General features: G+C 63.1%; 16 protein-coding genes. 9 read left to right on the forward strand and 7 right to left on the reverse strand.

Features of this window, described 5'->3' with window-relative positions:
• Positions 1-2: 2 nt before the first annotated feature.
• Together J4E08_RS15730 and J4E08_RS15735 are read right to left on the reverse strand one after the other, a co-directional pair.
• Entirely contained in the window at positions 3-2,555 is a 2,553-nt protein-coding gene (locus J4E08_RS15730) for a cbb3-type cytochrome c oxidase subunit I (RefSeq protein ID WP_349539312.1), read from the reverse strand.
• Entirely contained in the window at positions 2,552-3,478 is a 927-nt protein-coding gene (locus J4E08_RS15735) for a cytochrome c oxidase subunit II (RefSeq protein ID WP_349539313.1), read from the reverse strand. The genes J4E08_RS15730 and J4E08_RS15735 overlap by 4 nt, the downstream gene beginning before the upstream one ends.
• 275 nt (positions 3,479-3,753) lie before the next feature.
• Between J4E08_RS15735 and J4E08_RS15740 the strand changes: the two genes are divergently transcribed.
• A complete protein-coding gene (locus tag J4E08_RS15740) occupies positions 3,754-4,758 on the forward strand; it encodes a YcjF family protein (protein WP_183967852.1) in 1,005 nt (334 codons plus the stop codon).
• 108 nt (positions 4,759-4,866) lie between these two features.
• Positions 4,867-5,580: a VIT1/CCC1 transporter family protein gene (locus tag J4E08_RS15745; protein ID WP_349539314.1), complete on the forward strand. Its 714-nt coding sequence runs from the start codon at positions 4,867-4,869 to the stop codon at positions 5,578-5,580.
• Between the two features lie 420 nt (positions 5,581-6,000).
• On the opposite strand, the gene J4E08_RS15750 is transcribed toward J4E08_RS15745, so the two are convergent.
• On the reverse strand, positions 6,001-6,276 hold the full coding sequence (locus J4E08_RS15750) for a hypothetical protein (RefSeq protein WP_349539315.1): 276 nt from the start codon (positions 6,274-6,276) through the stop codon (positions 6,001-6,003).
• 215 nt (positions 6,277-6,491) lie between these two features.
• Positions 6,492-6,896, reverse strand: a complete 405-nt coding sequence (locus J4E08_RS15755; RefSeq protein WP_349539316.1) for a group III truncated hemoglobin — start codon at positions 6,894-6,896, stop codon at positions 6,492-6,494.
• A 260-nt stretch (positions 6,897-7,156) separates the two neighbouring features.
• Between J4E08_RS15755 and ileS the strand changes: the two genes are divergently transcribed.
• Entirely contained in the window at positions 7,157-10,141 is a 2,985-nt protein-coding gene (gene ileS, locus J4E08_RS15760; protein WP_349539317.1) for an isoleucine--tRNA ligase, read from the forward strand.
• A gap of 319 nt (positions 10,142-10,460) precedes the next feature.
• Here the strand turns inward: ileS and J4E08_RS15765 are convergent, their stop codons facing one another.
• Positions 10,461-11,063, reverse strand: coding sequence for a response regulator (locus tag J4E08_RS15765; RefSeq protein WP_349539318.1), 603 nt, complete (start codon positions 11,061-11,063; stop codon positions 10,461-10,463).
• A gap of 351 nt (positions 11,064-11,414) precedes the next feature.
• On the opposite strand from J4E08_RS15765, the gene J4E08_RS15770 reads away from it, so the two are divergent.
• Both J4E08_RS15770 and J4E08_RS15775 read left to right on the forward strand, forming a co-directional pair.
• Positions 11,415-11,930 (forward strand): putative pterin-binding protein, encoded by a 516-nt coding sequence (locus tag J4E08_RS15770; protein ID WP_343055959.1) that lies wholly within the window; start codon positions 11,415-11,417, stop codon positions 11,928-11,930.
• Positions 11,931-12,013: 83 nt separating this feature from the next.
• A complete protein-coding gene (locus J4E08_RS15775; RefSeq protein WP_349539319.1) occupies positions 12,014-14,647 on the forward strand; it encodes a hybrid sensor histidine kinase/response regulator in 2,634 nt (877 codons plus the stop codon).
• 389 nt (positions 14,648-15,036) lie between these two features.
• Here J4E08_RS15775 and J4E08_RS15780 read toward each other — a convergent pair whose 3' ends face one another.
• Positions 15,037-15,891 carry an SMP-30/gluconolactonase/LRE family protein gene (locus J4E08_RS15780; protein WP_349539320.1) on the reverse strand — a complete coding sequence of 285 codons (855 nt, stop codon included), beginning with the start codon at positions 15,889-15,891 and terminating at the stop codon, positions 15,037-15,039.
• 237 nt (positions 15,892-16,128) lie between these two features.
• On the opposite strand from J4E08_RS15780, the gene J4E08_RS15785 reads away from it, so the two are divergent.
• The 3 genes from J4E08_RS15785 (at position 16,129) to preA (ending at position 19,168) form a co-directional block, all read left to right on the forward strand.
• The gene (locus J4E08_RS15785; RefSeq protein WP_349539321.1) at positions 16,129-16,275 is read left to right on the forward strand and encodes a hypothetical protein; all 147 of its coding nucleotides are present in this window, start codon (positions 16,129-16,131) and stop codon (positions 16,273-16,275) included.
• Positions 16,276-16,456: 181 nt separating this feature from the next.
• Positions 16,457-17,791 (forward strand): NAD(P)-dependent oxidoreductase, encoded by a 1,335-nt coding sequence (locus J4E08_RS15790; protein WP_349539322.1) that lies wholly within the window; start codon positions 16,457-16,459, stop codon positions 17,789-17,791.
• A 72-nt stretch (positions 17,792-17,863) separates the two neighbouring features.
• Positions 17,864-19,168 carry an NAD-dependent dihydropyrimidine dehydrogenase subunit PreA gene (gene preA, locus J4E08_RS15795; protein ID WP_349539323.1) on the forward strand — a complete coding sequence of 435 codons (1,305 nt, stop codon included), beginning with the start codon at positions 17,864-17,866 and terminating at the stop codon, positions 19,166-19,168.
• A gap of 129 nt (positions 19,169-19,297) precedes the next feature.
• Here the strand turns inward: preA and J4E08_RS15800 are convergent, their stop codons facing one another.
• On the reverse strand, positions 19,298-19,933 hold the full coding sequence (locus tag J4E08_RS15800; protein WP_349539324.1) for a TetR family transcriptional regulator C-terminal domain-containing protein: 636 nt from the start codon (positions 19,931-19,933) through the stop codon (positions 19,298-19,300).
• A 149-nt stretch (positions 19,934-20,082) separates the two neighbouring features.
• On the opposite strand from J4E08_RS15800, the gene J4E08_RS15805 reads away from it, so the two are divergent.
• Positions 20,083-21,345 carry a Zn-dependent hydrolase gene (locus J4E08_RS15805; RefSeq protein ID WP_349539325.1) on the forward strand — a complete coding sequence of 421 codons (1,263 nt, stop codon included), beginning with the start codon at positions 20,083-20,085 and terminating at the stop codon, positions 21,343-21,345.
• Positions 21,346-21,386: the final 41 nt, after the last annotated feature.

A 21,386-nucleotide genomic window follows, 5' to 3' on the forward strand; every position in this document is an offset into this window, starting at 1 on the left:
TCTCACACCCCCATCAACATCGGGAACAGCGCCAGCAGGGCAAAGGTCACCACCGCTGTTATGGCGTTGAAATGGCCAAACAACGTCAGGTTCATCAGGTCGGCGCGATACTCCGGCTGGCAGATGTTCGCGGCGATCCGCGCGGCGACGTACAGATGCATGACCCAACTCAGCAGCAGATGCAGGAACATCCACAAGATCAGCATCCAGACCATCGCGTCAAAGCTGTCCCGCGTCGGGTCCAGCCCCGCCGCCTGCGCCGCCCAGGCCCAGGCAGCGATGCCCAACGCCCCCACCGGCACCGCGCCGATCAGCAGCGCCATGGACAGGCCGCGCCCGCCTTTGCCCAGCGTGCTTCGCGCGAAAACCGTCATGCCCCACGCCGCCAGCAACAAGACCACCCCCGCCGTCAAAGGCAGGACCGCAGGCAGGCGCGCGGCCTCTGGCAGGAAGTTCGGCAGCGCCGTCCAGTAGAAGAAGTAGCTGAACACCAGGCCGGTGAAGGCTGTCATGTCCCCGGTCATGGTGATGAACACCGCCCACCATCCCACGGCGCGATTGCCTTGCGCGTAGGTCGGCAGGGTCAGACCTCGGCCGACATATTTCTCTGGCGCCTCCGGCACCCGTGCCGTGCCGGTCCACAGCCATGTCAGGGTAAAGGCGACAAAGGCCGCAAAGCACAACAGTGTCAGCGTCCACAAATGGAAGGTCGCGATGATGAACACCGCCCCCAGCGACACGCCCGCGCCAATCGGCAGGAAGGACGGCCCACCGACCCGCTGCACGAACAGCGGCCGCGCATCGAGGATATCGGTCACGATCATCTCGCGCTTGCCTTCCTCGGCATCCGGCAGCAGCCACTCGCCCCGGTCCATCTCGCCCAGCAATTCAGGCTGTTCCCACAAGGGATAGCGCGTGTGGATATAGGGGATGGAGCGCACGCCCCACGGCTTGTCAGGCACCTCTGCGCCCCACTCCATCGTGCCCGCGTTCCAGACGTTGCGCGTCACCAGTGGTTGCTTGCCGCGCGGCCACAACACGTTGATCGCAAACACCGCGAACCCGGCGGCAAACACAAACGCCCCGATGGTCGACACCATGTTCAGCACCGCCCAGCCGTCGGTCAGCTGGTAGGTCCAGACCCGGCGCGGCATCCCCATGACCCCGGTCCAGTGCATCGGCAGAAACGCAAGGTTGAAGCCGCCGAACATCAGCCAGAAGGCCCATTTGCCGCCCCGGTCGTTCATCATCTTCTGCGTGACGAAGGGATACCAATAGACGATCCCGGCAAAGAGCGGGAACAGCATCCCGCCGATCAGCGTGTAGTGCAGGTGGGCGACCACGAAATAGCTGTCATGCGCCTGCCAGTCGAAGGGCACCAGCGCCACCATGACGCCCGTCAGCCCACCAAAGACAAAGATCGCCAGCGCCCCGCCCGCGAACAGCATCGGCACCGAGGGCCGCACCTTGGCCACCAGCATCGTCGCGATGAAGCAGAAGATCTGGATGCCCGTCGGCACCGCCACCGCCTCTGACGCGGCGGAGAAAAACGACAGCGAGATTTCCGGCAGCCCCGTGGTGAACATGTGGTGCACCCAAAGGCCAAAGCTCAGGAACGCCACGCCCACCGCCGACAAGACGATCCACGAATGCCCCACCATGGGCCGCCCGGCAAAGGTCGGCAGCATGGTCGCGATCAGCGCGATGGAGGGCAGAAAGATGATGTAGACCTCCGGGTGGCCAAAGATCCAGAACAGGTGTTGCCACAGCATCGGATCGCCGCCCCGGTCCACGTCAAAGAACGCCCAGCCAAAGGCGCGCTCCATCTCCAGCAGCAGATCGCCCGCGATGAGCGGCGGAAACGCAAACAGGATCATCCCGGCGACCACCAGAACATACCAGCAATACAGCGGCATCAGGTTCAGGCGCATCCCCGGCGGGCGGCTTTTGAGCACGCCGACGATCAGCTCGACCGCTGCGGCGATGGACGAGACCTCGATAAAGGACAGGCCCAGCAGCCATATGTCGGCGCCAAGGTCGCTGAACCTCGGGTCCGACGACAGCGGCGTGTACATGAACCAGCCCCCGCTGGGCGCCACGCCAAAGAAGATCGAACCACAGACAAAGATCCCGCCGATCAGGAAACACCAGTAGCCAAAGCCGCTGAGCCTCGGGAACGGCAAGTCACGCGCGCCGAGAATTTCCGGCAGGATCAGGATGGCCACCGCCTCGAAGATCGGGACGGCAAACAGGAACATCATCGCCGTGCCGTGCAGCGTGAACAGCTGGTTGAACAGCGACTGGCTGACCAGATCGTTTTCCGGCACCGCCAGTTGCGCGCGCATCAGCAGCGCCAGCAGCCCCGCGAACGTGAAGAAGGCGAAAGAGGTCAGCAGATACCATTTGCCGATGAAGGAGTTGTTGACCGCCGAGACGATCTTCCACCCCTTGGGGGCGGCCCAGGCCTTCATCAGGCGGGCGCGCTGCGCCTCGTCGCGGGCCTTGTCGTAGGGTTCAGCGGGAGGCAGTTGCGACAGGTCGATTTCGTTCGTCATTCCAGCCTCATCAGGAAGTCGACCAGCGTGTCCAGCCGCGCACCGTTCAGGTGCGGATAAGGTGGCATGTCGATATCGGGTTTCATCTCGTGGGTGTCGGTGATCCAGCGCGCCATGTTCGTGGGCGTCATGTCCCACATGCCGGCGCCCAGCTTGTCGCGGCTGGCCAGATGGGTCAGGTCCGGGCCGACCGGGCCTTGTGCATCGGTGCCGCGAATGGTGTGGCAGGCTCCGCAGCCCTCTGCCTGAAAGACCTCGAAACCCGGATTGTCAGCTGACAATTTCGCAGGCTCCGCCTGCTCTGCGAGCCATTTATCAAAGGCCTCCGGCTCCATCACGATCGCATCGAAGCGCATCAAGGCATGGGCTCCGCCGCAAAATTCGGCGCACAGCCCACCCCAGCTGCCCAAGGTTTGCGGCGTCAGGGTCAGCATGGTCTCGCGGCCCGGGATCATGTCCATCTTCCCGCCCAGCGCGGGCACCCAGAAGGAATGGATCACATCATCCGCGGTCAGGCGAAACAGCGCGCGCTGGCCAATAGACAGCCGGATTTCATTGGCGGTGATCACGTCGCCCTCCGGCGTCTCGTAGATCACCCGCCACCACCAGCGCTCGCCATCGACGCGGACGGTCAGATCGCCATCATCGGCGGTGATGTCCCGCAGAATAATTAGCCCCCAGACAAGCAGAGCGCCGACCAGGACCGTGGGCAGAACCGCGCCGCCCCAAATCACGAACTGACGGGCCTCACGTTCCAGATTGGGATGCGCGCCGCGCTTGTGTGCATAGATCGCCGCGCCAACCACGGCGGACCAGATCACCCCCGCGCCGATCATCAACACGATGAACAAGGTTTTAACCTGTGCGGACTCCTCGCCCGCACCGGCCATCCAGTTGTGCCGCCCGTCGCACCCGGAAAGCATCAACAGACCTAAAGATAAAAGGATATATCGCCCCACGCAGCGCCGCCCCCGTGCCGTGCCCCTGCCGGGCTTTACCGGATGAACACATCGAGACGGCAAGGAGTTCCACGCTTTCGTGAAAAAGATGTGATCGACGCTGTTGTCCGGACACTTCGCGACATGCGCGGCCCCGTGTGGGGGGACTTTCGCGACGCGCCGGCCCATCTTTTCGGCAAAGGTGGCAGCCCGGGCGGCCCCGCCTTATGTAAGACAGACCGCAGACAAAGAGACAGCGCATGACACAGCCGCCCAAGGGCCCCATTTTGATTGACCTCGACGCGGGTCCCGGCCCCTCCCCGTCCGAGGCACCGCCGGTTCCCGACCTGACGCCCATGCCGGAGGGCGCGGCCATGGGCACAGTCGCGGCGGTGGCAGCCTACCGGCCCTCGCGGCTGGCGGCGTGGTTCTGGCGTCTGCTGGGCGCGCTGCTGGTCACGGTGATTACGCTGGCGGCGTGGAACTTTGCCGTGGGTCTGATCGTGGCCAATCCAATCCTTGGCTACGCCGTCACGGCGCTGATCGCGGCCTTCCTGCTGGTCTGCGTGCTGATCGTCATCAAGGAACTGTCCGCCTTTGCGCGTCTGGCAAAGATCGACACCCTGCACCGCGCAGCAGACGAGGCGCTGGCAGAGGACAGTCTGGAAAAAGCGCGCGCGCTGACCACGCAACTGGTCACGCTTTACAAGGGTCGTGAGGACACGCGCTGGGGGCGGGACCGCTTTGCCGCGCGGCGCGACGAGATCTTTGACGCCTCCGGGCTGATCCACCACGCGGAGACAGAGATCCTCGCCCCGCTGGACGCTCTTGCGCAAAAGGAAGTGCAGGCCGCCGCCCGTCAGGTGGCCGCCGTCACGGCCATGGTGCCGCTGGCGCTGGCCGATGTGGTCGCGGCGCTGACGTCCAACCTGCGGATGATCCGCCGCATCGCAGAGATCTATGGCGGACGGTCCGGCACCCTGGGCAGTTGGCGGCTGACGCGCGCGGTGTTTTCGCACCTGATTGCCACCGGCGCCGTGGCCGTGGGCGACGATATGCTGGAGCCGATCTTTGGCGCGGGCATTCTGGCCAAGCTGTCTCGTCGCTTTGGCGAAGGCATGGTGAACGGCGCGTTGACCGCCCGTGTCGGCGTCGCCGCGATGGAGGTCTGCCGCCCGCTGCCCTTTGCCGCCAAGCGCCGCCCGTCGGTTCGTCAGGTGATCCGCGCGTCCCTGAGCGGGCTGTTTGCGCAGGACAAGCGTTAACGCCTGCTGCGACCATAGACATCTGGGCGGCGGGTTGATCCAACGCATGGACGCCGTCCCCCTTTCTGGTTTCCTGTGTCGGTGCCCCAGCCACCGCCAGGACCAGATATGTTCGACCCAGACCACGGCCACTCCGCCGCCGAGATTGACGCCCGGCTTGATGCGCCCGCGGGGCGCGGAGACCTGCGAGACATCGTGTACGGCGCCATCGACGGGGCCGTGACCACCTTTGCCATCGTGGCCGGTGTTGCGGGCGCGGGATTGCCGCCCCTTGTCATTCTCGCCTTGGGGTTCGCCAACGTGCTGGCAGACGGATTTTCCATGGCCGCGGGGAATTACTCGGCCACGAAGGCAGAGCGCGACAACACCCGGCGTCTGCGCCGTGTCGAAGAGGATCACATCGCGCGCTTCCCAGAAGGCGAAAAGGCCGAGCTGCGCGCTATCCTGATGCGCATGGGGCTGACCGGGACGACCTTGGACGAAGCGGCAGAACAGATCAGTCACAACCGCCCCGCGTGGATCGCCCTGATGATGGAAGGCGAGTATGGCCTTGGCCCTGTGGACCCGCATCCGATGCGTGCGGCGCTGGTGACCTTCGGCGCCTTTCTGATCGCCGGGATCGTCCCGTTGCTGCCCTTCATCCTTGGGCTTGGGGGCGCCTTCGAGGCCTCGGCCGCCGTCACTTTGGCGGTCTTTTTCGTGATCGGAACGCTTAAAAGCCTGTGGTCACTGACGCCGTGGTGGCGGTCGGGGCTGGAGACGCTGGCGATCGGCGGAGCGGCTGCGGGCATCGCCTACGGCGTGGGCACGCTGTTCGGCTAGGGTGAGGTATTCCCCACTTCCGTCAGGGCAGGCAATCGCAGATAGTAAGTGCAATTGATCCGTCTAATTCACCTTAAACGGGAAATCAACATCCATTTGAGTAAGAACTTTCAGAGCCTGCACCTTTGGCCACATCATTTCATGCTGGCCGGTCTGATCCTTTGAATGCCCCGGCGACCGGCGCCGGGTTCAGGTCAGACGATACTCTCGGATCCTCCGAATGGTCCCGACCCGCTCCCCGGGAGGCATCCGGCTGCGTGATCCGAGACCCCGGACGCCGCTGTTGTTCCTTCCCGCAGCCGCGTCCGGGGCACAACATCAATCGCCCCTGACACACCTAGGCCGGAGACCCGAAGGCCCCCGGCCCTGATCCGCGCACAGATGTGGGGGATATGTGGTCCGGCAGCGTACCGGGCCGCGTCACAACTGCGGCGAAATACCAATTTCGGCTTCTGCGCCAACGTTCTTTTTCATAAGTTGCACAGTCATGTATTCCGCAGGGTCAATGCGGCTGATCTGTTGGTCGGACACGCCGGGGGACAGGGTCAGCGTCACAGCTGCGGCCACAATCAGCATCACCGCAACCGCCAGGCCCAGCCATGAGGCGACGGGCAAACGGGTGCTGCGCAACGGGGGCCGTGCGCCGTGCAGGCGACCGTATCGTATCACTTTAGCGTCTAGAGCCTCGTAGGTCATGGGGCACCTCCTGATACCAACGGGCATCCGTGGCCCGTGGAAAATAAGGTTGAGCCGATTGGTGAGTTTCTCAAGCCCTGTGACCTGAAAGCCGCAAAGGCCGGCCTGAATTCGCTCAAAACCCGCCAAGACATCAGCTGCATTTCACCGATGCGCGCATCTGCCTCTTGATCGGGCGAAAATTGGCTTTGCGACTCACCCTCAGGCTGCGCCTTTTAACGGAGAATCGGCACACCGCCCGGCCCGCGCATCCGCTCCACGACACCCGCGCGCAGACTGCTTCCGATGCGGTGCGCCAGGGCGGACCATGCCTGCGCCTGCGTCTCGGTCAACTCCTGGGCCAGGACATTGTCAAAAAGCGCCAGCCACGTCTCGAACATGCCGGGGCGCACGTTACCCGCGTCGCGATGCACCGCGACCGGATTGCCATCGTAGGACCGCTCCATCAGGATCGCGTTGGCCCAGAAATCCGCCACCCGCGCCTCATGCGCGGGCCAGTCATCGACATGGGCCGCAAAAACCGGAGCCAGGCCGGGATGCCCGCGCACCCGTTCATAGAACCGCGCCACGACGCGCTCGATCTCGTCCCGTGTGATGTCGAATCTCGCCAAAGCCGTCATGGAGCGCCCCTTCTGCCTGACCTTTTACCTAACAGCGCGGTCCGCCGAAAACCATGCAGCGCACCGCCGCAGCACAGGGTGCCGCTGACCACTGGACCGCGCCGCACACCCGTCCTATAAGGCGGCCATGATGACGTATGTTTCCATCATTCGAATTACCGGCCCGGCGCTCTGATCAGAGACGCCGGGACAAGGCGCATGGCCTCTCCGCGCCGCGACACCCCTTCCGAAAATTCCGACAGATCGACAGGACGCCCCCCATGTGCGCCGACACCACCGACACGAACACGATTGACTACAAAGACACTCTCGCCCTGCCGCAGACGGATTTCCCGATGCGCGCCGGTCTGCCCAAGCGCGAGCCCGGCTGGCTGGAGCGTTGGGAAAAGATCGACGTCTACGGCACGCTGCGCGAGAAGGCCAAGACCCAGACGCGCAAGCCCTTCACCCTGCACGACGGCCCTCCCTACGCGAACGGCCACCTGCACATCGGCCACGCGCTGAACAAGGTGCTGAAGGACTTCATCGTGCGCTCGCAGCAGATGTTGGGCCGCGACGCCCGCTACATCCCCGGCTGGGACTGCCACGGCCTGCCCATCGAATGGAAGATCGAGGAGCAGTACCGCAAGAAGGGCCGCAACAAGGACGAGGTGGACGTCGTCGATTTCCGCCAGGAATGCCGCAAGTTCGCCGAAGGCTGGATCGACGTCCAGCGCAAGGAGTTCAAACGTCTGGGCATCACCGGCAACTGGGACGATCCCTACCTGACGATGAACTTCCACGCGGAGCGCGTCATCGCCGAGGAATTCCAGAAGTTCCTGATGAACGGCACGCTGTACCAAGGCTCCAAGCCCGTGATGTGGTCTCCGGTGGAAAAAACCGCGCTGGCAGAGGCGGAGATCGAGTACCACGACCACAAGTCGCACACGATCTGGGTGCCGTTTAAGGTTGTCGATTACAAGCCCGGAGAAGCGTTCGGTTGGACTGAAGGCCGACAGCCGGCTGAAATGATTGAAGCGATCAACAAGATCAAAGACGCCCGCGTTGTCATCTGGACGACGACCCCCTGGACGATTCCGTCGAACAAGGCCGTCGCCTACGGTCCGGGCATCGCCTACGGCCTCTACGAGGTCACCGGCACACCTGAGGAAAGCTGGGTCTCGGTCGGTGACACCTACATCCTTGCCGACAAGCTGGCGGGCGACGTTCTGACCAAAGCGCGCCTCGAAGACGGGCAGTTCACACGTGTCCGCGATGTGACGGCGGATGAGTTGGCAGGCCTGACCCTCGCCCACCCCTTCCGGGGCATCGAAGACGGCAACGGCTACTGGGATTACGACGTGCCGATGATCGACGGCGATCACGTCACGGACGACGCAGGAACGGGTTTCGTGCACACCGCGCCAAGCCACGGTCAGGAAGACTACGAGTGCTTCCTTTCGCGCAACTGGCTGGACCGGATGACGCATAACGTCGGCGAGGACTCCGAATTCCTGCCGCATGTGCCACTGTTTGCCGGGCTGCGCGTCTTTGACCACAAGGGCAAGGAAGGCAAGGCCAACACCGCCGTGATCGACAAGCTGGTCAGCGTCGGCGGCCTGATCGCCCGTGGCCGCATGTCGCACAGCTACCCGCATTCGTGGCGCTCCAAGGCGCCGGTGATCTTCCGCAACACGCCGCAGTGGTTCGCGTCCATCGACCGCGCCGTGGGTGACGGCCAGGACGACAACGGCACCACGATCCGTGAACGCGCCCTCACCTGCATCGACCAGGTGAAGTGGACGCCACAGGCAGGCCGCAACCGCCTGTATTCCATGATGGAAGCGCGCCCCGACTGGGTGCTGTCGCGCCAGCGGGCCTGGGGTGTGCCGCTTACCGTGTTCACCAAGAAGGACACGCTGCCCACCGATCCGGACTTCCTGCTGCGCAACGAAGAGGTCAATGCCCGCATCTGCGAAGCCTTCGAGGCCGAAGGCGCGGACGCCTGGTATGCCGAAGGAGCCAAGCAGCGCTTCCTCGGCAATCTCGTGAACGCCAACGACTACGATCAGGTGTTCGACGTACTGGACGTGTGGTTCGATTCCGGCTCCACCCATGCCTTTGTGCTGCGCGACCGCGAGGATGGATCCGAGGACGGCATCGCCGACCTTTACCTCGAAGGCACCGACCAGCACCGGGGCTGGTTCCACTCCTCGATGCTGCAATCGGTCGGCACCACGGGCCATGCGCCCTATCGTGGCGTGCTGACCCACGGCTTCACCCTGGATGCCAAGGGCAACAAGATGTCCAAATCCGTGGGCAACACCATCGCCCCGGAAGACGTGACCAAGCAGTACGGCGCCGACATCCTGCGGCTTTGGGTGGCGCAGTCGGACTACACCGCCGACCTGCGCATCGGGCCGGAGATCCTCAAGGGTGTGGCCGACAGCTACCGACGCCTGCGCAACACCATGCGCTACCTTCTGGGGGCCGTCAGCCACTTCACCGAGGATCAGCGCGTCGCACCGTCCGACATGCCGGAGCTGGAACAGTACGTTCTGCACCGCCTGTCAGAGCTCGATGACGTGGTGCGCAAAGGCTACGACGCCTATGATTTCCAAGGCGTTTTCCAGCAGGTGTTCAACTTCTGCACGCTGGAGCTGTCGGCCTTCTACTTCGACATCCGCAAAGACGCGCTGTATTGCGATGGTGACACACTGCGCCGCCGCGCCGCGCGCACGGTGATGGATGCTCTGTTCCACCGCCTGACCACGTGGCTTGCGCCGATCCTGACGTTTACGATGGAAGAAGTCTGGCTGGAGCGTTTCCCCGGCGACGACAGCTCGGTCCATCTGCAGGATATCCCGGCCTCACCCGCCGACTGGCAAAACGCCGATCTGTCGGCCAAATGGCATGCCGTGCGCCGCGCCCGCCGCGCCGTCACCGCGGCGCTGGAGGTGCAGCGTACCAACAAGGTCATCGGTGCGTCGCTGGAGGCCGCGCCGACGGTCTACGTCTCTGACCCGGCCATGCTGGCCAACCTGCAATCTGTCGCCTTCGAGGACATCTGCATCACCTCCGACATCACGCTGGTCGAGGGGACAGGCCCCGAAGACGCCGCACGCATGGCAGAGGTGCCGGAAATCGCGGTGGACTTCCACAAGGCCGAGGGCGAGAAATGCCAGCGCTGCTGGAAGATCCTCCCCGATGTGGGCACGCACGACCACCCGGCCACCTGCGCGCGCTGCGATGCCGCGCTGGACTGACCGGACCTTACAATCACACCGAAAGCCCCGCCCCTCCGGCGGGGCTTTTTTGATCCGGCCGCGCTGCTTCGCCCTGTCGCATTCGGCCTGAATCCGGGTCACGCCCCCCCCCCAAAGTGCTCTGCCCTCGGCCATGCGTTGACACACGTATTGCCCAGCGGCGGGCAATCGTCATTCCGTCGACCGCGATAGGATCAGGCCGCGACATCAAATGCCCATGGCCAAAGCGCCCAAAAAGCACACGCCCCTTGAGACGCTTCTGAAAAAGGTATGAACTTCATCATCTTGATCCGCGCGACAACGACGGCCCGCGCGTCGTTCAGGCCAGTCCGCGGTCTCGGGCGATCATGGCCGCGTGGGTGCGGTTGCGCGCCTCCAGCTTTCGGGAGAGGGTTTTGACATGCAGCTTTACCGTGACCTCTTGCAGTTGCAGGTCCCGGGCAATTTCCTTGTTCGACTTCCCCTCGCAAATGCCGCGCAGAACCTCCAGTTCGCGTCGCGTCAGCGAAGCAGTTCCGCCGTCGCCGGATGTTTGCATGAAGTCAATGGGAGCATAGATTTCGCCCGCCGCCATAAACCGAGCCGCTGTCAGCAAGGATCGCGCGCTCAGAGTTTTGGGGATAAATCCCTGCGCACCGGATTTCAGCGCCGCATCAGCCACTTCGCGCGAGGCGCTGCCGGAGAGAATGGCAACTGGCCGCCCTTCGTTGGCCTCCTTCATACGGCCAAGCCCTTCCAGACCGTTCATGCCAGGCATGTTGTAATCAAGCAAAACAAGATCAAAAGTGCCCGAAGACTGAGCAGCAGCGACCGCCTCATCCAGCGTTGCGACTGTCTGCACCTCGTCTATGTCAGAGCCGTCGAGAAAGGCAGCTATGGTCTCTCGGACCAGATCGTGATCGTCCGCCACAAGAATCCGCATCGCGATCTTCCCTCCAAATAACAGGTCAATAGGCACTGGCGGCCCACATACTGACATGTTCCCCAACCTCGCGGTCCCGGACCTCCTTTATGCAGGAGGAACATTAAGACAGCTTTTACATACACACCCAAAAGTACTTCTCTACAGAAAGTACAACACCCCGTACCAAGGTTGCAGAAACTTAACTCTTTCAGGATATAGGTGAAAGCTCATCACATTTGGGACCGACATCGGCACGATCTATACGGATGCGCGACCCCAATAACAACAAATACGGTAGCGGACTCGCGTCGGGTGCGATACTTTCCGATGGGACTTTTGATGCCAAACTCATTATCGGAGGATAGCCCCGTGCGAAAGACCTTTGTCAGTCTTATCAAAACTTTCCTCCTCATTGCGGCTTTGAACGCGCCCGCATCTGCGGAGGAACTTCCGAAGCCCACGGGCCCTGTGCTCCTGACAGTGCGCGGCGACATCAGTGTCACGAATAACGGCGAAACCGCGGAATTTGATCGCGACATGTTGTTTGCGCTTGGCGCGACAGAGCTCACGACGTCGACCATTTGGACGGAGGGGCCGCAGACTTTTACGGGTGTGACGCTGAAGGCGCTGGCCGAAAGGCTCGACATTCGCGGCAATCAGTTACAAGCCGTCGCAGTGAACGATTACGCGGTGGATATCCCCTTTTCCGATGCGGAGGACGACGCTGCCCTGCTGGCGATTGATCGCAACGGACAACCTATGAAGGTCCGCGACAAGGGTCCGATCTGGCTGATTTTCCCCTTCGATCAGGATCGCAAGTACCGGTCAGAGGTCTATCATTCGCGCAGCGTGTGGCAGCTGGTGGCCATCAACGTGCTCCCCTGAGCGCGTCTTTTGGGAAATGCACGGCATATCCGGATGCGCATTCCACCCCTTGGTAGGCCCTTGCTGTGACCAGGCATCGCCGCATGTTCTTTTCCCGTAACACGCTGTTCAGACGTGGTCTGGCAGCTTGTGTCGTGGCGCTGCTGATCACAGTGATACTGAGCCTCGCGCTTGACGTGCGCAGCCAGCTGGACCAACTGGATTCTGCGGCCTCAGAGAATGTTCAATGGACGCTGGGTCAGGCCGAAACAGAGGTCATGAGCCTGCAAATCGCGATCCTGCGAGCGCAAAACAGGCCGGGTGACGCCGATGCGTTGCAAGATGTCCGCCTGAATTTCGACATTGTTTACAGCCGGATCGACACGTTGCAGCGGGCAAAAGTGCTGGCCGATTTACGAGGTCTGCCCACCGTACCGCCCATGCTCGGTCAAGCACTCGACTATCGTGAAGAGTGGGTGCCTCTGGTGGATGGGCCCGACGATCGGCTGGCAGAGGCCCTGCCGGCCTTCTACGCCGAAACGGAGGCCATTCGCGGTGCACTTCGGCGGTTTGCCCTCGACGGTGTTGCGTTTTTTGCGTCGGCGGGCGACCTGCGCAGTGCGGAGATTTCGCGCATCCTCAGTTCTATCGGCGCGGTCACCGTGGCGCTGGTCGGCGTGCTGCTGATCCTTATGCTGGCTCTGTTGCGCTTGGCCCGTCAACGCGAGCTGGAGGCGCGAAGCAACCGCGAAACCCGCGAGCGGATGGAAACGATCATTGCCACGTCGCTTGATGCCGTGGTCGCCGTCGGCAGCGACGATCGCATCGTCGAATGGAATGGTGCGGCAGAGCGGGTCTTTGGCTACACCAACGGCGAAGCCATCGGCGCGGACATGGCCGACCTCATCGTGCCGCAGCAGTTCGAGCAGATGCACCGCAGGGCCATGCGTCGCTTCATCAGAACCGGCGAAGCCCGCATCGTTGGCCGCGGCATCATCCAGCTTGAGGCACGGCGCAAGGATGGCACGATCTTCCCCGTCGATTTGTCGCTGGCCGAGGCGCAATCGCCCGACGGCGCAATCTTTGTGGCCTTCATCCGCGATATCTCGGACCGGGTGCGGGGGGAGCAGGCGCTCAAAACCGCCCGCGACCGCGCCATCGCCGGGGAAAAGCAAAAGGCCGAGTTGCTTGCGGTCATGAGCCACGAGATGCGCACCCCGCTGAACGGCATTCTTGGCACGCTTGACCTGTTCCACGCCGACGGGCTGGAGGCCGAGAACCGCCGCTATTTGCGCATCATCCGTCAGTCGGGTGAGCTGCTGTTGGCACATGTCAATGACGTGCTGGACATCTCTCGCCTCGATGCCGACAAGATGAGCCTCAACACAACGCGGTTCGACCTTGTGGCGCTGCTCGAACAGGTGGTCGAAAGCCAGACGGAACTGGCCCGCGCACAGGGCAACCACCTTGTGCTCTCTCCGCCCAGCCCGGAACTGCATCACGTCTATTCTGACCCGGATCGTCTGCGTCAGATCCTGCTCAACCTTGTGTCCAACGCCATCAAATTTACCCGCGATGGCCAAGTGACGATCGAGGCGGACTGTTCCGAAGGCCTCAGCCAAGTGGAACTGCGCGTGATCGATTCCGGCGTCGGGATTTCGGCGACCGATCTGGAACGCATCTTCGATGATTTCGTCACCATCGATTCCAGCTATTCGCGTCGTCATGCGGGCACCGGGCTCGGGCTTGGAATTTCGCAAAGGTTGGCCACCGCGCTTGGCGGCGAATTGGGCGCCGAAAGCGAGCCCGGAGACGGGTCGGTCTTTTGGCTGCGCCTGCCGATGAAGCCTCCCGACGACGCCATCACCCTGCCTCCCGTTCCGCGCAAAAGCACGCAAACCGCCCCAATGCTGCCGCCACTGGATGTCTTGTTGGTCGAAGACAACGCCATCAACCGCGAAGTGGCAGGCCAGATGCTGCGGCGGGATGGCCATGTCGTCGTCATCGCACAGGATGGTGCAAGCGGCGTGGCCCTCGCCGCCACGCAGAAATTCGACGTGGTTTTGATGGATATTTCCATGCCCGGCATGGATGGTATCACCGCCGCTCGCGCCATTCGCAGTGGCGGCGGGCCAAATGCCAAGACGTCCATCGTGGCCACCACCGCCCATGCGCTGCCCGACGAGGTCACCAGCTTCTTTGACGCCGGGATGAATTCCGTTCTGACCAAGCCGCTCACCACCGCGACTTTGCGTCACGCGCTGGCGGAGGCGCTGTCGCTTGGGGCGGAAACCCTGTCGTTCACCGGGAATGAAAACTCTCCGGCGGCGGGCAAATCCGCAATGTCGGAGGCAGGTCTTTCCATCCCGGTGCCGCCGAATTCGTCCCCCCCTTTCATCGACAACGAGCATTTCGACGAGCTGAGCGAGGACCTCCCCAAGGCCAGATTGCAGCAGGTCCTGGAGGATTTTGCCACCGAAATTGACGCCTTCCTGACAGACCTGCCCGAGGCTTTGGCCGCGGACAGCCCGCCCCTGCCGAGCCTTTCGGAAGAGGCGCATCGCCTGGCCGGATCTGCCGGTGTGTTTGGCGCCATGCCGCTGGCTGAGCAGCTCCGTCAATGTCAGGTGGACGCACACCACGAAGACATTCCGGCCCTGCGCAAACTATCGCATGAGATGGCGGCGACATGGACCGGCACCAAAGGCACATTCAAGCAGATGGGCTTTGGCCTCTAACCTATGCCTTCACCGCAGGTGACCGGTTTGACGTTCAACAGCGCCCTCCCGCCGGGCAAGACCTGCACAGAGACGTCAATCGGCTTGGGCCGAAGCGGCAAGGTCAGGGTAAGGCAAGGCAACCCAGTGCCACCCGACCCTACCAACAAGCGCTCCGCGCCGTTTTCAGCTGCAGATGGCTGCGCCCTTCCATCCGGGTCAGCGCCGCGCGATGGATCGGATCGAGCCCGCCGATGAAGTCCGGCCCGCATTCATGCTCGCGATGGCGCGGGCAGGCCTCGCAGGTGAAAAGGGCCGGCGCAGCCACCCGACATTTCGCAGCCCCGCGTCCGTTGCGCACCGCGATCTCACTCGGGCGCCAGGCATCGCTGCTGGGTAAGACTGATCGTCTAAAGGAGCACCCGGTGCTCTTTTTGCCCCTGCACCCCGTCCAGATCGACGTAGTATGTCTGGCCCCCGGCCTGCCCTTCCGGCAAACCTTCGAAGGCTGAGGTTACGAACAGCCGGCGCCGATCCGGCCCGCCAAAGCTGGGGCAGCTCACCTGCTCCGCCGGCATCGGCACCACATGATCCAGCGTCCCGTCCGTGCCGTAGCAGGCCACACGCGACATGCCCCACTGGGCCGTCCACAAGCGGCCCGCCGTATCGATCACCGCACCGTCGGGCTGAACGCCGGGCTCCGCGCTCATGTCGACGAACACCTCACGGTCCCCCACGGGCCAGCCCTCATCATCCAAAGCGACGCGCCAGATGGTCTGTTTCGGCGTATCGCCGAAATAGGCGCTGCGTCCGTCCGGCGCAAAGCAGATCGCGTTGGTGATCGTGATGTCGGGCACGATTTTGCGCAACTCACCGCGATAATAGCGGTAGATCGCCCCCGCGCCCTGCTCACAGGCGTAGCCCATTGTGCCGATCCAGAAGCCGCCAAAGGGATCGGCCCGACCGTCATTGGATCGGTTCGCCGGTTGATCCGCTTCCAGCGGAACGATGTGTTCTGCTGCGCCGGTGTCGAGATCAAAGACAAACAGATCCACTTCGGAGGCCACCAGCAGTTTGCCGCCATCAATCCAACCCGCAGCAGATACCGCACGGTCAAAGGACCACTCCCGCTGCGCCGACCCGTCATGCTCGAACAGCTTGTGCCCGAGGATATCGAACCAGAAGAAAGAGCCGCGCTCAGGATGCCAGAGCGCCCCTTCACCAAGAATACACCGCGTCTGTGATAACGTCTGAACTGCGCTCATACCTGTCTTTCCCATCAAGTGTTTGCGTGATCCTGCCACTGTCGCCCACAGAGGTCCACCGCTCCGCGGACCTGGTCAGGCGGTGCATCGCCGCGCTGCGCCATAAGGATTCAAGCGTTCCGGAGGATGCGGTTGCAATCCGTAGCGCGCAGATGCCCGGGGCGGGTCCGATTACCGAAGCGGTCGCCGGGGCCATGTCACAAGTGGTTTGCTGGCATCTATGCGCAGGCGGTGGACATGGACGTGATGGGCGGGCTGGTGAACGGCAACGACTTCGACGGCCATGTGATCAACGCCACGAACCTGACGGGCGGGATGAGCATCGGACGGCAAGGAGGGCTTCAAGGGGTTCAAGCCCCCCTGCCAAAAACCGCGTTGCTGTAAAAGTTTCTGTGACGGACTGTAAAAAACTCTGCGACGCGACAGCGACAAGCACGCCTGCCCGATAAATAAGCAAACTCCACGGAAACCGCCCTCATTCCATTTTTTACCAATTGATAAAATTTCAACCTGTGGCACTGTGTTTGCAACAACAACAGCAAATCACCACAGGGAGACGCCAGCCATGAACAGCCCCCGCACACCGGGACTGGCCGCAAGCCGCCTCGATACCACGACGCTCGTCGACAACTTCTCGGATCTGCACGCGCCGCTTGATCCGCACGAGGCTGCCGTCGCGGCCGACCGGTGCTACTTCTGCCATGATGCACCATGCGTGACCGCCTGTCCGACGGACATCGACATCCCGCTGTTCATCCGCCAGATCAGCACCGGACAGCCGGAGGCCTCGGCCCGCACCATTCTCGAACAGAACATCCTTGGCGGCATGTGCGCCCGCGTCTGCCCCACAGAGACGCTCTGCGAAGAGGCCTGCGTGCGGATGACCGCAGAGCACAAACCGGTGGAGATCGGGCGCCTGCAACGCTACGCGACTGACGCCGTGATGCGCGCCAACAGGCATCCGTTCACCCGCGCGGCTGAAACCGGCAAGACCGTCGCTGTCGTCGGGGCCGGGCCTGCGGGCCTCGCCTGTGCGCACCGTCTGGCGATGCATGGCCACACGGTCAGCCTGTTCGACGCCAAGCCAAAGCCCGGCGGCCTGAACGAATACGGCATCGCCGCCTATAAATCGACCGAGGACTTTGCCGCGCGCGAGGTCGACTGGCTGATGCAGATCGGCGGAATCACCCTGCACACCGGCCGCAAACTGGGCGAAGATTTCACGCTCAACGAGCTGCAAACCGACTTCGACGCGGTCTTTCTCGGGATCGGCCTCGGCGCGGTCAACGCCCTTACCTGCGACGGCAACGACAAGGGCGGCGTGGCCGACGCCGTTTCCTTCATCGAGGACCTCCGTCAGGCCGCCGACCTGTCGAAACTGACCATTGGCCGCGACGTCGTTGTCATCGGTGGCGGCATGACCGCCGTAGACGCCGCCGTTCAGGCAAAGCTGCTGGGCGCGGAAAACGTCACCATCTCCTACCGTCGGACGCAGGCCGAAATGCCTGCCAGCCGCTACGAACAGGACCTCGCCACCGCCAAGGGCGTGCGCATCCTGGCTGAGACCATGCCAAAGGCCATCCACGGCAATGGCACCGCCACGGAGATCGAACTGGAATACACCACCTCCGAGAACGGCAAGCTCAAGGGCACCGGCGAAACCCTCCGCCTGCGCGCCGACCAGGTGTTCCGCGCCATCGGCCAGACCTTCGCGGCCTTCGACGGCCCCGATCTGGACCACGGCAAGATCGCCGTCACCGGCGCGGGTCGCACCTCGGCCGAGGGCGTCTGGGCCGGCGGCGATTGCACCAAGGGCGAAGACCTCACAGTGGTCGCCGTCGCCGATGGCCGCGATGCCGCCGAGGACATTCACGCGACCCTCATGGGCACAGCGCAATGATCCCGGTTTCCCTGCTTTCCGAACACTCAGACGACACGCGTGCCAAAGGCGCGGCCCTCAAGGAGCACACCCATGGCTGACCTTACCACTGATTTCATCGGCATCAAATCTCCCAACCCGTTCTGGCTGGCCTCGGCGCCGCCCACGGACAAGGAATACAACGTTCGCCGCGCGTTCGAGGCCGGCTGGGGCGGCGTGGTCTGGAAGACCCTCGGCGCCGAAGGTCCGCCCGTGGTCAACGTCAATGGCCCGCGCTACGGCGCGATCTACGGCGCAGACCGTCGCCTGATGGGGCTCAACAACATCGAGCTGATCACCGACCGCCCGCTGGAAACCAACCTCGAGGAAATGGCGCGCGTCAAAGCCGACTATCCCGATCGCGCGCTGATCGCCTCCATCATGGTGCCCTGTGACGAGGCGTCGTGGAAGGCCATCCTGCCCCGCGTCATGGAAACCGGCGCCGACGGGATCGAGCTGAACTTCGGTTGCCCGCACGGCATGGCGGAACGCGGCATGGGGTCCGCCGTGGGTCAGGTGCCGGAATACATCGAGATGGTCACCCGCTGGTGCAAGCAGTATTACGACCGCCCCGTCATCGTGAAACTGACACCCAACATCACCGACATTCGCGGCCCGGCACAGGCGGCCAAGAATGGCGGCGCGGATGCGGTTTCGCTGATCAACACGATCAACTCCATCACCTCCGTGGACCTCGACCTGTTTGCGCCTGAACCGACCATCGACGGCAAGGGCACCCACGGCGGCTATTGCGGCCCCGCGGTCAAACCCATTGCCCTGAACATGGTCGCCGAAATCGCCCGCGATCCGAACACCCACGGCCTGCCGATTTCCGGCATCGGCGGCGTGACCACGTGGCGCGATGCCGCCGAATTCATGGTCATGGGCGCGGGCAACGTGCAGGTCTGCACCGCCGCCATGACCTACGGCTTCAAGATCGTCGAAGAGATGAAGCGCGGCCTGTCGCAGTGGATGGATGAAAAGGGCTACACCAGCACGTCTGACTTCATCGGCAAGGGCGTCCCGAACGTCACAGACTGGCAGTATCTGAACCTCAACTACGTGACAAAGGCACGGATCAGCCAGGACGATTGCATCAAATGCGGCCGCTGCTTTGCCGCCTGCGAGGACACCTCCCACCAGGCAATCTGGATGCACGAGGACCGCACGTTCGAGGTCAACGACGCGGAATGCGTGGCCTGCAACCTCTGCGTCGATGTCTGTCCGGTGGAAAACTGCATCACGATGGAAGAGCTCGCCCCCGGCGTCGTCGATCCCCGCACGGGCCGCGAAGTCTCTGCCGAACCGGGCAACTGGACACAGCACCCCAACAACCCGTCGGCGCAGGCCGCCGAATAACCGCTTTGGTGTGACTTGACCATTGGCGCGCGCAGGATCGGCATCTTGCGCGCGCCGCGCTGTTTTCGAGCCAAAGCCGACGGGCAAACACTGTCTCCGCTGGCACGCGCGTCATGTCTTCAGCGGTCCTCAGACTTCCAAGATCCGGCGAAACATCAAGTCCAGATGCCGCGCTGCGCCGTCGAAATCCGGCCCACCCAGCACCGCGCGCACCTGCACATCGAAATCCGCATAATGCTGCGTCTGCGCCCAGATCGAAAACAGCAGGTGCCGCGGGTCGACCGGGGCAAGTCGCCCGTCCGCCACCCAACCGTCGATCACCAGCGCAGTCTTTTCGACCAATTCGCGCAACTCCCCCTCGAGAACCGGCAGGATCTCCGGCGCGCCCGAGAGGATCTCGTTGGCGAACAGCCTGCTTTCTCTCGGAAAATCGCGACTCATCTCCAGCTTGCGGCGGACATAGGCCAAAAGTTCCGTCACCGGCTCGCCCTCAGGGTCCAGACACTTGAGCGGATTGAGCCAGTTCGCCAGCAAATCGCGCAAGAGCGCGTCGTAGATGGCCTCTTTCGACGGGTAATAATACAGCAGGTTCGGCTTCGAGAGACCCGCCTCTCCTGCGATGCGGTCCAGCGTGGCGCCGCGAAATCCGGCCTCGGCAAAGACCGTCAGACCAGCCTCCAGAATGGCGGCGCGCTTTTCTTTCTGGATGCGTGTTCCCGTCCGTTTCGGTTCACCCGGTCGTGGTGTCGCCAATTTCCCGTCCATATCTCGGCCTCTTATGCTTAATCTTTATGCAAACGCCGTTACTGGCAGCGGAACGCTTGACTGAAACTCGACCTTTGGTAGCGTTGTTTTGACCACTTGGTCAAATTGCAAGGACCCCAAAAAGGGGCAACCAACCGGGAGTGTATAAAATGGCATCAGCTTCGGCAAACCTCGCGGCGAACATGACCATCAACGGGGACCGTCTTTGGGACAGCCTGATGGACATGGCCAAAATCGGACCCGGCATTGCAGGCGGCAACAACCGCCAGACCCTGACGGACGCGGACGCCGAGGGCCGCGCCCTGTATCAAAAGTGGTGCGAGGCCGCGGGATGCACCATGGGCGTCGACGAGATGGGCAACATGTTCGCCCGGCGCGAAGGCACTGATCCCGACGCGCTGCCGGTCTACATGGGCAGCCACCTCGACACCCAGCCCACCGGCGGCAAATACGATGGCGTGCTGGGGGTTCTTGGCGGTCTCGAAGTGCTGCGCACGCTGAACGACCTGAACATCCAGACGAAACACCCCATCGTGCTGACCAACTGGACCAACGAGGAGGGCACGCGCTTTGCCCCGGCCATGATGGCCTCCGGCGTGTTCGCGGGCAAGCACACCCTTGAGTGGGCCTACGACCGCGAAGATGCGGACGGCAAGACATTCGGCGCGGAGCTGGAGCGCATCGGCTGGAAGGGGGACGAAAAGGTCGGCGACCGCAAGATGCACGCCATGTTCGAGCTGCACATCGAACAGGGCCCGATTCTCGAAGCCGAAGGCAAGGACATCGGCGTCGTGACCCATGGCCAAGGCCTGTGGTGGCTGGAATGCACCGTCACCGGCAAGGACGCGCACACCGGATCAACACCGATGAACATGCGCGTGAACGCCGGACTGGGCATGGCGCGCATGACCGAGGCGGCCCACCAGATCGCGATGGCCCATCAGCCCCACGCGGTGGGTGCCGTCGGCCACTGCGATGTCTATCCCAACTCGCGCAACGTGATCCCCGGCAAGGTCGTCTTCACCGTGGATTTCCGGTCCCCGGACCTGGAAAAGCTGACCTCCATGCGCTCGCAATTCGAGGTGAAAGCCAAGGAGATCGCCGATGAGCTGGGCCTTGGCCTGTCCATCGAACCCTCCGGCCATTTCGACCCCGTCACCTTTGACGAGGGCTGCGTGAGTGCCGTGCGCAACGCAGTGGAACGTCTCGGCCTGAGCCACATGAAAATTGTCTCTGGCGCGGGCCACGACGCCTGCTGGATCAATGACGTGGCTCCGACCGCGATGATCATGTGCCCCTGCGTCGACGGGTTGTCGCACAACGAGGCCGAAGACATCTCGAAGGACTGGGCCAAGGCGGGCACCGACGTGCTGTTGCACGCGGTGCTGGAAACAGCGGAGGTTGTGGCTTGATCCACATCGCATGGATCAAGGCGACGGGGCGCAGGGGCACA

Source organism: Sagittula sp. NFXS13, from assembly GCF_040148795.1.
GTDB classification, from domain to species: Bacteria; Pseudomonadota; Alphaproteobacteria; order Rhodobacterales; family Rhodobacteraceae; genus Sagittula; species Sagittula marina.